Source organism: Chachezhania sediminis (assembly GCF_009765275.1).
Taxonomy (GTDB): Bacteria; Pseudomonadota; Alphaproteobacteria; order Rhodobacterales; family Rhodobacteraceae; genus Chachezhania; species Chachezhania sediminis.
In genome coordinates, this window is sequence record NZ_VOPH01000005.1 from 284,449 (window position 1) to 296,288 (window position 11,840).

General features: G+C 66.3%; 13 protein-coding genes. 6 read left to right on the forward strand and 7 right to left on the reverse strand.

Translation table 11 applies throughout. From position 1 onward, the window contains the following. Window positions 1-98 precede the first annotated feature (98 nt). Window positions 99-986: an aromatic amino acid exporter YddG gene (gene yddG / locus FQK05_RS17030; protein ID WP_158969023.1), complete on the forward strand. Its 888-nt coding sequence runs from the start codon at window positions 99-101 to the stop codon at window positions 984-986. Between the two features lie 36 nt (window positions 987-1,022). On the opposite strand, the gene FQK05_RS17035 is transcribed toward yddG, so the two are convergent. The 3 genes from FQK05_RS17035 to FQK05_RS17045 form a co-directional block, all read right to left on the reverse strand. Then, entirely contained in the window at window positions 1,023-1,187 is a 165-nt protein-coding gene (locus FQK05_RS17035; RefSeq protein WP_158969025.1) for a YdcH family protein, read from the reverse strand. A 78-nt stretch (window positions 1,188-1,265) separates the two neighbouring features. After that, window positions 1,266-2,036 (reverse strand): tRNA1(Val) (adenine(37)-N6)-methyltransferase, encoded by a 771-nt coding sequence (locus FQK05_RS17040; protein ID WP_158969027.1) that lies wholly within the window; start codon window positions 2,034-2,036, stop codon window positions 1,266-1,268. After that, complete coding sequence (locus tag FQK05_RS17045; RefSeq protein WP_158969029.1) at window positions 2,037-2,249, reverse strand: putative signal transducing protein; 213 nt, start codon at window positions 2,247-2,249, stop codon at window positions 2,037-2,039. Between the two features lie 167 nt (window positions 2,250-2,416). Between FQK05_RS17045 and FQK05_RS17050 the strand changes: the two genes are divergently transcribed. Beyond that, window positions 2,417-3,415, forward strand: a complete 999-nt coding sequence (locus FQK05_RS17050; RefSeq protein WP_158969031.1) for a polyprenyl synthetase family protein — start codon at window positions 2,417-2,419, stop codon at window positions 3,413-3,415. A gap of 114 nt (window positions 3,416-3,529) precedes the next feature. Here the strand turns inward: FQK05_RS17050 and FQK05_RS17055 are convergent, their stop codons facing one another. The 3 genes from FQK05_RS17055 to FQK05_RS17065 all read right to left on the reverse strand — a co-directional run bounded on the left by FQK05_RS17055 (window position 3,530) and on the right by FQK05_RS17065 (window position 8,030). Further along, window positions 3,530-4,354 carry a 4-(cytidine 5'-diphospho)-2-C-methyl-D-erythritol kinase gene (locus FQK05_RS17055; protein WP_158969033.1) on the reverse strand — a complete coding sequence of 275 codons (825 nt, stop codon included), beginning with the start codon at window positions 4,352-4,354 and terminating at the stop codon, window positions 3,530-3,532. Further along, complete coding sequence (locus tag FQK05_RS17060; protein WP_158969035.1) at window positions 4,341-6,056, reverse strand: tetratricopeptide repeat protein; 1,716 nt, start codon at window positions 6,054-6,056, stop codon at window positions 4,341-4,343. Before FQK05_RS17060 ends, FQK05_RS17055 begins: the two co-directional genes overlap by 14 nt. Window positions 6,057-6,374: 318 nt before the next feature. Then, the gene (locus FQK05_RS17065) at window positions 6,375-8,030 is read right to left on the reverse strand and encodes an electron transfer flavoprotein-ubiquinone oxidoreductase (RefSeq protein ID WP_158969037.1); all 1,656 of its coding nucleotides are present in this window, start codon (window positions 8,028-8,030) and stop codon (window positions 6,375-6,377) included. Between the two features lie 304 nt (window positions 8,031-8,334). Here FQK05_RS17065 and FQK05_RS17070 point away from each other — a divergent pair, with 304 nt between their 5' ends. Beyond that, window positions 8,335-8,643, forward strand: coding sequence for an EthD family reductase (locus FQK05_RS17070; protein ID WP_158969039.1), 309 nt, complete (start codon window positions 8,335-8,337; stop codon window positions 8,641-8,643). Window positions 8,644-8,677: 34 nt separating this feature from the next. On the opposite strand, the gene soxR is transcribed toward FQK05_RS17070, so the two are convergent. Next, window positions 8,678-9,154, reverse strand: coding sequence for a redox-sensitive transcriptional activator SoxR (gene soxR / locus FQK05_RS17075; RefSeq protein WP_158969041.1), 477 nt, complete (start codon window positions 9,152-9,154; stop codon window positions 8,678-8,680). 88 nt (window positions 9,155-9,242) lie between these two features. On the opposite strand from soxR, the gene FQK05_RS17080 reads away from it, so the two are divergent. From FQK05_RS17080 to FQK05_RS26170, 3 genes are all read left to right on the forward strand, one after another. Then, window positions 9,243-9,620: a VOC family protein gene (locus tag FQK05_RS17080; protein WP_158969043.1), complete on the forward strand. Its 378-nt coding sequence runs from the start codon at window positions 9,243-9,245 to the stop codon at window positions 9,618-9,620. A 199-nt stretch (window positions 9,621-9,819) separates the two neighbouring features. Continuing rightward, the gene (gene greA, locus FQK05_RS17085; protein WP_158969045.1) at window positions 9,820-10,290 is read left to right on the forward strand and encodes a transcription elongation factor GreA; all 471 of its coding nucleotides are present in this window, start codon (window positions 9,820-9,822) and stop codon (window positions 10,288-10,290) included. 16 nt (window positions 10,291-10,306) lie between these two features. Beyond that, window positions 10,307-11,584 carry a hypothetical protein gene (locus FQK05_RS26170; protein ID WP_233270551.1) on the forward strand — a complete coding sequence of 426 codons (1,278 nt, stop codon included), beginning with the start codon at window positions 10,307-10,309 and terminating at the stop codon, window positions 11,582-11,584. Window positions 11,585-11,840: the final 256 nt, after the last annotated feature.

Sequence of the window (11,840 nt, forward strand, 5' to 3'; positions counted from 1 at the left end):
CCGCCGCGGTTCGGGAAGCGGTGCGGTGCCGATACGCCGCGGGACCAGGCCGCACCAGGGGTCGTGATTATTTCCGCCGGGCCTGCTATCGGGCGGTCATGACCCGCTCCAGCGCAACATTCATCGGCTTCATTGCCGTCCTTCTGTGGTCGCTGCTGGCCCTGTTCACCGTGGGGTCTGCCCCGGTGCCGCCCCTTCTTCTGAACGCGCTGTGCTTTGCGATCGGGGGGGCCATCGGCTTGGTGTGGACCGCGATGGACGGCGGCCTGGGCCAGCTGCGCCGGGTGCCGCTGAAAGTCTATGCCTTCGGGACGCTGGGCCTGTTCGGCTATCATGCACTCTATTTCTCGGCCCTGCGCCTGGCGCCCGCGGCCGAGGCCGGGCTGATCGCCTATCTGTGGCCCCTGCTGATCGTGCTGCTATCCGGCCTGCTGCCGGGCGAGCATCTGCGGCCCGGTCACCTGGCTGGCGGGCTGCTGGGCTTTGCCGGCGCGGCCCTGATCGTGTCGGGCGGAGCGACCGGCTTCAGCACCGCCTACCTGCCCGGCTATCTGCTGGCGCTGTGCTGCGCCCTGACCTGGTCGGGATATTCCGTCCTGTCACGCCGGCTGGGCAATGCGCCCACGGCCTCGGTCGCGGTCTTTTGCCTGGCCACGGCGGTGCTGTCGGCCGCCCTCCACTTGGGGGTCGAAGAAACCGTCTGGCCCGAAGACACGCTGGGTTGGCTGGCCACGCTGGGGCTGGGCCTGGGGCCGGTGGGCCTGGCCTTCTATGTCTGGGACATTGGGGTAAAGCGGGGCGACATCCAACTTCTCGGCACGGCATCCTATGCCGCGCCGCTGCTGTCGACGCTGATCCTGGTGGCAACAGGCATTGCAGCACCCAGCTGGACGCTGGGGCTGGCAGCCGTGCTGATCACAGGGGGCGCCGCGCTGGCCGCCTTGGCAAGCCTGCGCGCCAATCCCCGCCCTTCACCGATCCCCTAGACCCCGACCCGCGACGCGGGCGGGGCCGTCAGGCCATCAATGCGACAGGCGCTGGATCTGATCCTTCAGCCGAAGCTTCTTCTTCTTCATTTCGTTGATTTCAAGGCGATCGGTACTTGGCGATCGTTGCGCAGCTTCAAGTCGTGTTTCCAGCGTCTGATGCTTCTTCTTCAGCTCGACCAGATGCGATTCCGTGCTCATAGGACTCTCCATTCCGTTTGCTGCAAGACCAGTGGAGCACAACGTCATCATTCTGTCACGCGGCGCGTTGAGTTGCGACTAAGAAGGCCATACCAGCTTTGCCCCGCGTCGTAGAACTGCTGCAATTTCAGGCACGTAGTCGTCGGCGCCATCCTGCACATGGGCAAAGCCCACATGCAGGACCAGGGGTGCATGCAGCCGGAACGGCGCCCGCCCGTCTTTCCGCATACGGAGAATCACCAAATCAGGGGATCTACCTAAGCGTGCAGAGATCGGCAGCACTTCAATCGAGCCGAGTCGTCCTTCCGCCGCCGACAGCATCTCTGGCAGGCGGTCGGTGCGGTTGATCATGTGCAGATAGCCCCTGGGCTTCAGCCTTTTGGCTGCAATCCCAATCCACTGCGACAGGGGTGTGGCTCCCCCCAGCGCGGTGGCCCGACCGCTGTCATCGGCAGGCTGATGCGCCCCGGCCCGGAAGTAGGGTGGATTGGCCAGGACATGGTCGAAGCTGCGAGCCCGTACATCGGACGGCAGGGCCGCCAGATCGGCGGTCACGACCTCAAGCGGCAGATCGTTCCGTCGGGCATTGCGGTGCGCCAGCGTGGCATAGTCGTCCTGAAGCTCGACCCCCGTCAGGGCCAGCTCCGGCACCCGGCGTCCAAGACACAGGATCGCGGCCCCTGCCCCGCATCCCAGTTCCAGAACGCTGTCACCCGGCTCTGCCGGCACCGCGGCGGCCAGCAACACCGGATCCACCCCGGCGCGATAGCCCTTGCGGGGCTGCGACAGCATCAGCGCGCCGCCCAGGAAGGCGTCCAGCGTCAGGTCGCTGTCGGCGAAGTCTGCCACTCAGGCCCGGGGAATTTCGTTGTCGACCAAGACACGGACGGCACGGTCGAAATCCTGGTCGCGCACCATCAGCCGGCGCGGCAAAGCGCCTATGCCGCCTTCCAGTACGCTCATGTTTACGTCCAGCGGAAAGGCCTCTATACCCTCGCCTTGGAGAAGGGCGGAGGCGAAGGCCATCACGGTTGGATCGGTGGTACGCAGAAGTTCTTTCATGGGTCTGGATCTAGGCCGCCCCGGTGCAAGTGTCGAGCCCCGGGCCCCAATCCGGCAACAGTCTGGTCGCCAAATGGCGGGTCGGGCCTTTGCAGGGGGGCAGCGGCGTCCTAAGCCGGACATGCTCGGGCGGACTCCGCCCCGTAAGATTTTATTGCGGAGGTAGGATGGATTCCCGCACGGTTGCAAAGCCTCAGGAACGTCTGGCCGCGGCACTGTCTGCCGACATGGGCCGCGTCAACGATCTGATTCGCGTCCGCATGGCGTCCGAACATGCGCCCCGCATCCCCGAGGTGACGGCCCATCTGGTCGAGGCCGGCGGCAAGCGTTTGCGCCCGATGCTGACGCTGGCTGCGGCCGGCCTGTGCGGGTACGAAGGCCCGGATGCGGTGAAGCTTGCCGCGACGGTGGAATTCATCCACACCGCCACGCTTCTGCATGACGACGTCGTCGACGAAAGCGCCCAGCGGCGGGGGCGGCCGACGGCGAACCTTCTGTGGGACAACCAGTCCAGCGTTCTGGTGGGCGACTACCTCTTTGCGCGGTCCTTCCAGCTGATGGTCGAAACTGACCGGATCGAGGTGCTGGGGATCCTTGCCAACGCCTCCGCCACAATTGCGGAAGGCGAAGTGCTGCAGCTGAGCGCGGCGCAGGATCTGGCAACGACCGAAGCGATCTATATCCAGGTGGTGAAAGGCAAGACCGCGGCACTGTTCTCGGCCGCGATGGAAGTGGGCGGTATCGTCGCCGACGCGGATCCCGCGGCGATCGAGGGCCTGCGCGCCTATGGCGAGGCACTGGGGATCGCCTTCCAAATCGCCGACGACCTTCTGGACTATCAGGGCGACAGCGCGGCCACGGGCAAGAACGTCGGCGACGACTTCCGCGAACGCAAGCTGACCCTGCCCGTGATCAAGGCCATCGCCGCGGCCGATGCCGACGAACGCGCCTTCTGGAAGCGCACCATCGCCGACGGCAGGCAGGCCGACGGCGACCTGGAAACGGCGCTGGACCTGATGAACAGGCACGGCACGCTGAACGCCACAAGGGATCAGGCCTACCGCTGGGCCGAGACTGCGCAGCAAGCCCTGGCCCCCTGCCCCGAGCACGAGCTGCGGGACATCCTGCACGACCTGGCGGGCTACGTGGTGTCGCGCCTCAACTGACCCTGTTCCTGTCCCGGATCGCGTGCGGGACGGGGCACATGGTCCCGACCATGCGCCGGGGTGGGAGCGAGGATCCACGTGATCCGAACGGGGTGGGCCTCCGCGGAGCACGCTTCAATTCAGGACGGTTTCAGCCACCCACCAGCCGGGATGCGCCTCGCGCAGCGACGCCGCGCAGGACGCCGCCTGCCCTTCGTCCGAGAAAACGCCGAAACAGGTCCCGCCGGACCCGCTCATCCGTGCCAGCAGCGCACCAGAGCCGCGGAGCGCCGCCAGCACGTCCCCGATGACCGGGGCTACTTCCTGCGCCGGCGCCTCCAGGTCGTTGCGCTGACGGCCCAGCCAGTCGACCGTCGCGGGCACGTCGCCCCAATCGGCCGGAACCGGATCCATCGGTGCGTTGTGGCGGCTGGCAAGGCGAGAGAACACGGCCCCCGTGGGCACGTCCACACCCGCGTTGACCAGAACTGCCGGCAAGGGGGGCAGGCCCCCGACCGGGGTCAGGATCTCTCCGATTCCCGCCATCCGGCAGGCCCTCGCCAGCACGCAGACCGGCAGGTCTGCCCCCAGCGGCAGCGTATCCGGCACCTGGGTCCCGAACCGCACGGCACAGGCCCGCAAGGTCGCCGCTGCATCCGAAGACCCGCCGCCGATCCCGCCTGCGGATGGCAGATGCTTTTCCAGTGAAATCGCCGCATCCGCGACGCCTGCAAAGACCGCAGCCTTCAGCACCAGGTTTTCCGGCCCCGCCGGCACACCCGCCGCGCGCGGCCCGCTGACCGTTAGCGACAGGCCCGGGCCGTCATCCACGAAGACCCGATCGCCCACATCCGCAAAGGCCACAAGCGAATCGAGCAGATGGTATCCATCTGCCCGACGCCCCGTCACATGCAGTGCCAGATTGACCTTCGCCGGGGCGAAGGCTTCAGTTCTTGCCATCGGCCACCTTCAGCGGCGGCGATCCTTCCTCGGCCAGCGTAGCGTCGAGCCCGATGGCCAGCTTGCGCCGCATCCGGTCGGGGTCGGCTTCCGATCCCTCTTCGGTCGGATCGACGAAGGACAGCGCACGCTTCCACTGGAATTCCGCCTCGCGCTTGCGGCCCACGGCCCAGTAGACGTCGCCCAGGTGGTCGTTGATCACAGGATCCACGGCCTCCAGCGCCACCGCACGCTCCATATGCGCAACCGCTTCTTCATAGCGGCCCAGCCGGTACAGCGCCCAGCCCAGCGAATCGACGATATAGCCATTGTCGGGACGGGTCGCGACGGCCTCCTCGATCATGGCCAGTGCCTCGTCCAGATTCTGCTGCTTTTCGACCAGGGAATAGCCTAGGTAGTTCAGCACCATCGGATGGCCGGGCTGAAGGTCCAGCGCCAGCCGGAAATCCGCCTCGGCATCGTCCCAGCGCTGCAGGCGTTCGCGGGCGATCCCGCGGGCGTAAAGATACGCCCAGCGCCGCCCGCTGTCCTCTTCCAGGTACTCCAGCGCCCTGTCATAGGCCCCCGCCGCCTCGGCAAAGCGTCCTTCGGTCCGGTAGAAATCCCCCAGCGAGGCATAAACCGACGGCAGCGTCGGGTAATCCTTCGACAGCCGCTCCAGCACCTCGATGGCGGCATCGGGCTTGCCGGCGCGTCCCAGTGCCTCGGCCCGGCCCTGCTCGGCGGCATAGAAATCGGGGCTGTCCTTCGACACCTTGCGGTAGGTCTCGACTGCCAGATCGTACTGTTCCAACCCTTCCAGCATCTCGGCGCTCATCAGGATGGCGTCGACATGATCCGGCCGCAGATAGCCCGCCAGCCGCGACTGGATCAGGGACAGAAGCACCGTGTCTTCGGAATCCAGCATCAGCGACAGGGTAAAGTGCAGCTCGGCCAGGCCTTCTTTCGCATCCGCGACCGTATCGAAGGGGATCGTCTCGCCGGATGCCAGCCGGTCCGCCATCTCCGTCAGTCCGGGGTCAAAGCCCGACCGGAACGCATCGGCCAGCCTTTCCAGCGCCTCGTCGTTGCGGCCCAGCTGCGACAGGATCTCGGCCCGTGCCATCGCGCCGCGGCGGGTCCGGAACAGGCTCCGGTCCTCTTCGTCAAAGATCGCCTCGGCGGCCTCGAAATCGCCCAGCGCTGCCAGGGCGAGCGCCTTGTGATAAAGCGCCAGCACCTTCAGCCCGGGATCTTCGCCCACGGCATCGAAGCGCGCCATGGCGCCGTCGCGGTCGCCCTTGCCGACCAGCGCCCAGCCGGCCACCAGGCTGCCGGTGATCGGATCCGTGTCGGGGGCAGTGGCCGCGATCTCCAGAACGCCGTCCCAGTCGCCCGCCTGGGCCTTGTCGGCCAGAATCGTCAGCCGCGCCAGCGGCCGGTCGCCACCGGCCGACTGCAGGATATTGGCATAGGGCAGCGCCTTGCGCGCCTCACCCAGCGACAGAAGGGAAATGATCGTGCTTTCGAGCAGGTAGTCGTTGGTTGTATCCGTCTCCAACGCGCGCGCGTAATGATCTGCGGCGGCAGCGAAGTCGTTCATGATCAGGGCTTGCCGACCGGCCAGGTAGGCCCCGGACAGACCCTCGGCCGGGGCCGTCTGCGGCAGCGCGATCAAAGCGAAGACCGCCGCAGCGGCCGCACGTGCGAAACCTGTGGTCACCAAAGTCTCCCTGCGAGCGATAACATGCCTGTCAAGATTACAAGCTAGGCCCGCGAGGCGGCAGCCGCAATGGGGGCTCTGCGACTTCGCCCGCCGCTGCGCGACAATTTTCGGCAGATTCGCCTTGTTTCACGCGTATTTCATCGGGATCATCCGCAAATGCCCCCCCGGCAGGCCGGAAAGGGATCGGCGGAAAAGGACCGGACCGGATCGCCGGCACGGCGGGCCACCGGATCCCGCAGGGATCCGGTGAGGGTCGGTGGGCGGGGCGCCGTCACCCGGGTCGGGCCCCGGCGATCCAGCCCACCGCGTACCGGTTTACATGTTGGGATAGTTCGGCCCGTCGCCGCCCTGCGGACAGGTCCAGTTGATGTTCTGGCTCGGGTCCTTGATATCGCAGGTCTTGCAGTGGACGCAGTTCTGGAAGTTGATGACAAAGCGTGTGGGCTTGCCCTCTTCCTCGACGAACTCGTAGACGCCCGCCGGGCAGTAACGTGCCGACGGCCCGGCGAAGTCCGGAAGGTTCACCGACACCGGGATCTTGGGATCCTTCAGCTTCAGGTGCGCCGGCTGGCTTTCCTCGTGGTTCGTCATCGAAAAGCTCACGTTGGTCAGCCTGTCGAAGGACAGCACGCCATCGGGCTTCGGATAGTCGATCGGCTTGTGCCATTCGGCCCGTTCCGTTGCCTGCGCATCGGTTTTGCCATGCTTGACCGTCCCGAACAGCGACGCGCCACCGAAGAGCGTCTGGAACCACATGTCGAAACCGCCCAGCGTCAGACCGCCCAAGGGGCCCAGCTTGCCGTTCAGCGGCGCCACATTGCGCACCGTCTTCAGGTCCTTGCCGACCGGACCTGCCTTCAGCGCGGTGTCGTATTCGGTCAGGACATCGCCCGCCCGGCCCGCGCCGATGGCGGCAAAGGCGGCCTCGGCGGCTTCGATGCCGGAATGCATGGCGTTGTGGTTGCCCTTGATCCGCGGCAGGTTCACCAGCCCCGCCGAACAGCCCAGCAGCGCACCACCGGGGAAAGCCACCTGGGGGATCGACTGATAGCCGCCCTTGGTCACCGCCCGCGCGCCATAGGCCACGCGTTTGCCGCCCTTCAGCAGCTCCGCGATCTTCGGGTGATGCTTGAACTTCTGGAATTCCATGTACGGGTAAAGGTACGGGTTCTTGTAGTTCAGGTCGACGATATAGCCGACATAAACCTGGTTGTTGTCCAGGTGATAGACGAAGGATCCGCCGGAATTCTTGAAGCCCAGCGGCCAGCCCATGGTGTGGGTGACCTCGCCTTCATTGTGCTTGGCCGGGTCGACTTCCCAGATTTCTTTCATGCCCAGGCCGAATTTCGGCACGTCGCAATCCTTGGCCAGGTCGTACTTGGCCAGCACCTGCTTCGACAGCGATCCCCGTGCACCTTCGCCCAGGAACACGTATTTGCCGTGCAGCTCCATCCCCGGCTCGTAGGACGGGCCCGGCGTGCCGTCGGGCTCGCGGCCGAACTCGCCCGCGACCACGCCCTTCACTTCACCGTTCTCGCCAAAGACCAGCTCCGAACAGGCCATGCCCGGGAAGATCTCGACCCCCATTTCCTCGGCCTGCTCGGCCATCCAGCGGCAAACGTTCCCCATGGAAACGATATAGTTGCCGTGGTTGTTCATCAGCGGCGGCATCATGAAGTTCGGCAGCCGCAGATGCCCCGCCTCGCCCAGGATATAGAAGTTGTCTTCCTTCACGGGCACGTTCAGCGGCGCGCCCTTTTCCTTCCAGTCGGGCATCAGCCGGGTCAGCCCCGACGGATCCAGCACGGCGCCGGACAGGATGTGCGCGCCCACTTCGGATCCCTTTTCCAGGACCACGACGTTCAGATCGGCGTCGAGCTGCTTCAGACGGATGGCGGCGGACAAGCCGGCCGGTCCGGCGCCCACGATCACCACGTCGTATTCCATTGCCTCGCGTTCGATCTCGGCCATTCCGGCATTCCCTCCTGTGGCGCCTGACATGTGTCAGTGTCAATCTAGGTCGCATCTGACTATCGTTGCTTCCTTGCTAAGGTCAATTGCCCTGCGCAACATTCCTGCGCGGCAAACGGCCCTAACTTGGCGCCCGCCGGCAATCCCGCGGGCGCCCGCCGATTCTTTGGTCTTCAAATATCCTCGGGGGCAGAGCCCCCTCCCCGGTCGCGGCGTCACCCCCCACAAGGCTTTGACCCTTCCCTTCCGGTGCGGCAGAGTGCGCCCAGCCGGCCATCAGATCCGGCAGAGACCGGAGGAACCCATGTCCGCATCCATGCAAGTCATCTACCCCGCGACCGAGGGTACGACCTTCGACTTCGATTATTACATGGACACACACATGAAATTGGTGGCCGACAGCTTTGGGCCCCACCTGGACCAGACGCTGGTCACCCGCGGGCTCGCCGGCGGCCCCGGCGTGCCGCCGGGCTATCACGCCATCGCCACCATGGTCTTCAAGGACCAGGCCGCAATGAACGAGGCGCTGAAGGATTCGGCCGATGCCGTGAAGGACATCCCGAACTTCTACAACGGCAAGGCCCAGATGCTGTTCGGCGAAGTCGCCGGCTAAGGCACCCGACCCATCCAGACACCGGGGCGCGACGTCAGCCGTCGCCGCGCCCCTCTTCCTTTTCCAGCACGTCTCCCAGCAGGAATCTCGGTCCCGCACCGCGAGCTCCCATCCGGTCCTTGGGATTGTGCAGGGCGCAGGTCGGCAGGCTCAGGCAGCCACAGCCGATGCAGCCGTCCAGATTGTCCCGCAGCAGCTCCAGCTCCGCGATGCGCGCATCCAGATGTGCGCGGAAGGCGGCCGCCATCCGATCCCAGTCCGCCTTGGTCGGCGTGCGCCCGCCGGGCAGCGTTTGCAGCACCGCGCGGATTTCCGGCAGGGACAACCCGACCCGCTGCGCCACCATGACGAAGCTCAACCGCCGGATATCCGCCCGCTGGAACCGCCGCTGACCGCCGGCGTTGCGCCAGGGCCGGATCAGCCCCTGCGCCTCGTAAAAGCGGATCGCCGACACCGCCAGGCCTGTCCGCGCCGCCAGCGCCCCGATGGGCAAACCGTCCGATACCGCCATCCGCCGCCTCCTCATTTTTCCTTTGACCTAAAGTTCGGTTGAGGAATTACCACGGATTCGCAGACAGGACAAAATCAGGAGGTTCCCAATGACTGCCGCCCTTGAACACGTCAATTTCACCGTCTCGGACTGCGATGCCACCGCGGCCTGGATGTGCGACATCTTCGGCTGGAAGATCCGATGGTCCGGGCCGGCCCGCGACGGCCGAACGGTCCATGTCGGCACCGACGACGCCTATCTGGCGCTTTACACCGGCCCCGGCACGGAACCGCGCGACGGGCCGGCGCCCCGGGGCATGTCGATGATGAACCATGTCGGGGTCGTGGTCGGCGATCTCGACACGACCGAAACGCGGCTTCGCGCACATGGCTTCGAGCCCCACAACCATGACGACTATGAACCCGGCCGCCGCTTCTATTTCGACGATACCGACGGAATCGAATACGAGGTCGTCTCCTATAGCTGAACCGGTCCGAAATCGCCGGTTTACGCAGGAAACCGGCCGGAAATCGCCCTGGTCGGGGAACGGGGGGCGCCGCTCTCCCCTTGCAAATCCCCGTCAGACTTGATCAGGTCGTTCCTGACCCAAATCCGCCCCGTCGCAGTTCCGCGGCGGGGCGCACCATTTGCGCATACAACACAGGACGCGTGGGAAGAGAGAGGGAATGGAAAAGATACCGATGACCCGCAAGGGCCACGCCGCGCTCGAGGCCGAACTGAAGCAGCTGAAATCCGTCGAACGGCCCGCCATCATCAAGGCGATCGCCGAGGCGCGCGAACATGGCGACCTGTCGGAAAATGCCGAGTACCATTCGGCCCGCGAGAAGCAGTCTTTCATCGAGGGCCGGATCAAGGAACTGGAGGGCATCCTGAGCCTGGCCGAGGTGATCGATCCTGCCAAGCTGTCCGGTTCGATCAAGTTCGGCGCCAGGGTCACGCTGGTCGACGAGGATACGGATGAAGAGAAGACCTGGCAGATCGTCGGCGAGCACGAGGCCGATATCGAGAACGGTCTTCTGAACATCAAGTCGCCCATCGCCCGTGCCCTGATCGGCAAGGACGAAGGCGACAGCGTCGAGGTCCGCACCCCCGGGGGGCAGCGGTCCTATGAAGTCCTGAAAATCGTCTACGCCTGACCGGGAAGAAGGGGCCATGACCGACGACGCCCCCCAGTCGACGTCACAGTCGATCTCGCAGCCGACATCGCCACGGGATTCCGCGCTGGGGATCACCGCCGCCACGACCCGCCGCGAGGTGGCGTCGTGGCGGGCGCTGGCATTCGCATTCAGCGTTCTCTGGCTGGGGCTGTGCGGCGGTTTCCTGCTGCTGACCGATGTCGCCTGGCGCGAAAGCTTTGCCGGGCTGGGTTTCGTGGTCGCCGTGCTGGCGGCCGTGATGCCGCTGGGCGGGATCTGGGTCCTGATGGCCATGGCCCGCGCACAGGAGGAGATCCGCCGCGACAGCCACAAGCTGCAGGAGGCGCTGGCCACCATTCGCCAGACCGCCATTGCCCAGCAGCAGCGCCAGTCCGCCGGCCTGGAATCGAAACTGGCGCGCAAGCTGGACGATATGATCGACCGTCTGGACCGGGTCGAGCTGATGCTGATCGAGGCGACCACGCCTGAAGACATCGCGCCGGAATTCTCCGTCGCGACGGCCCCGGCCGCGGCCCCCGCGCCGGTCGCGGTCGATGCCCCCAGCCTGCCGGCCGGGGACGACATCGCCCCCGACGAGGACGACGAGGCCATGCATGCCGCCCTGGACGCCGCCGAATCCGGCTTGCTGGCCCGCCTGACAGACGTGTCCGATCCGGCGCCCCCCGCAGATGGGGCAGAAGACGCGCCGGAAGGCAGGTTGGACCAGCTGCCGGAAGAACCGGACGCGACGGCCCCTGCCAGAGAAACCGACGCCCTGCAAGGCGCGCTGGCCTTCGACCTGCCAGAGGTCGCAAGGCCGCCCCGCCCCGCGGCTTCGGATTACGTGCGTGCGCTGAATTTTCCGGAAACGGCGGATGACAAGGAAGGCTTCGGCGCGCTGCGACGAGCGATGCGCGACCGGCAGACGGCGCAGATGATCCAGTCGGCCGAGGACGTGCTGACCCTTCTCAGCCAGGAAGGCGTCTACATGGACGACCTCCGCCCCGACCAGGCGCGGCCAGAAACATGGCGGCTGTTTGCAAAGGGCGTGCGCGGGCGGGCCGTGGCGGATCTGGGTGGCATCCACGACCGCGAGCTTCTGGCCCGGATCACGCTGAAGATGCGGCAGGACACGATCTTCCGCGATTCCGCGCACCATTTCCTACGCCTCTTCGACCGCGCGGCCGCCGAATTCGAACCCGGCGCCTCGGATGCCGAGATGGCGGCCTTCGGCGACACCCGTACCGCCCGCGCCTTCATGTTGCTGGCCCGCGTCGCCGGCACCTTCGATTGAGGTCTGAGCTCTGAGGCGCCCGGTGCGGCGACGAAGGCAAGTGATTTACCCCCCGATGGCCGGGCTGTAACTGCGCCTCTGGCCGTGGCCATAGCATGGCATCGCGGCTCTTTCCGCCTGCCAACTGCTTTACCTGCCATGGGGTTGCCGGCCCCGCGCCGGCAGCGAATCCTGCCGACCTGCGGACAGGACCTGCCACAGCAGCCCGCGGGCCGGCCCCGCCCCCGGGCCCCCGGATCGCGCCCGGCGCGGGGCG

What these genes read in the sequence shown, in the direction of transcription:
- FQK05_RS17080 (WP_158969043.1), top strand. Translation starts at nt 9,243, where the DNA reads ATGACTGCCGCCCTTGAACACGTCAATTTCACCGTCTCGGACTGCGAT.
- yddG (WP_158969023.1), top strand. Translation starts at nt 99, where the DNA reads ATGACCCGCTCCAGCGCAACATTCATCGGCTTCATTGCCGTCCTTCTG.
- FQK05_RS17070 (WP_158969039.1), top strand. Translation starts at nt 8,335, where the DNA reads ATGTCCGCATCCATGCAAGTCATCTACCCCGCGACCGAGGGTACGACC.
- FQK05_RS17050 (WP_158969031.1), top strand. Translation starts at nt 2,417, where the DNA reads ATGGATTCCCGCACGGTTGCAAAGCCTCAGGAACGTCTGGCCGCGGCA.
- FQK05_RS17045 (WP_158969029.1), bottom strand. Translation starts at nt 2,249, where the DNA reads ATGAAAGAACTTCTGCGTACCACCGATCCAACCGTGATGGCCTTCGCC.
- FQK05_RS17035 (WP_158969025.1), bottom strand. Translation starts at nt 1,187, where the DNA reads ATGAGCACGGAATCGCATCTGGTCGAGCTGAAGAAGAAGCATCAGACG.
- FQK05_RS26170 (WP_233270551.1), top strand. Translation starts at nt 10,307, where the DNA reads ATGACCGACGACGCCCCCCAGTCGACGTCACAGTCGATCTCGCAGCCG.
- soxR (WP_158969041.1), bottom strand. Translation starts at nt 9,154, where the DNA reads ATGGCGGTATCGGACGGTTTGCCCATCGGGGCGCTGGCGGCGCGGACA.
- FQK05_RS17055 (WP_158969033.1), bottom strand. Translation starts at nt 4,354, where the DNA reads ATGGCAAGAACTGAAGCCTTCGCCCCGGCGAAGGTCAATCTGGCACTG.
- FQK05_RS17065 (WP_158969037.1), bottom strand. Translation starts at nt 8,030, where the DNA reads ATGGCCGAGATCGAACGCGAGGCAATGGAATACGACGTGGTGATCGTG.
- greA (WP_158969045.1), top strand. Translation starts at nt 9,820, where the DNA reads ATGGAAAAGATACCGATGACCCGCAAGGGCCACGCCGCGCTCGAGGCC.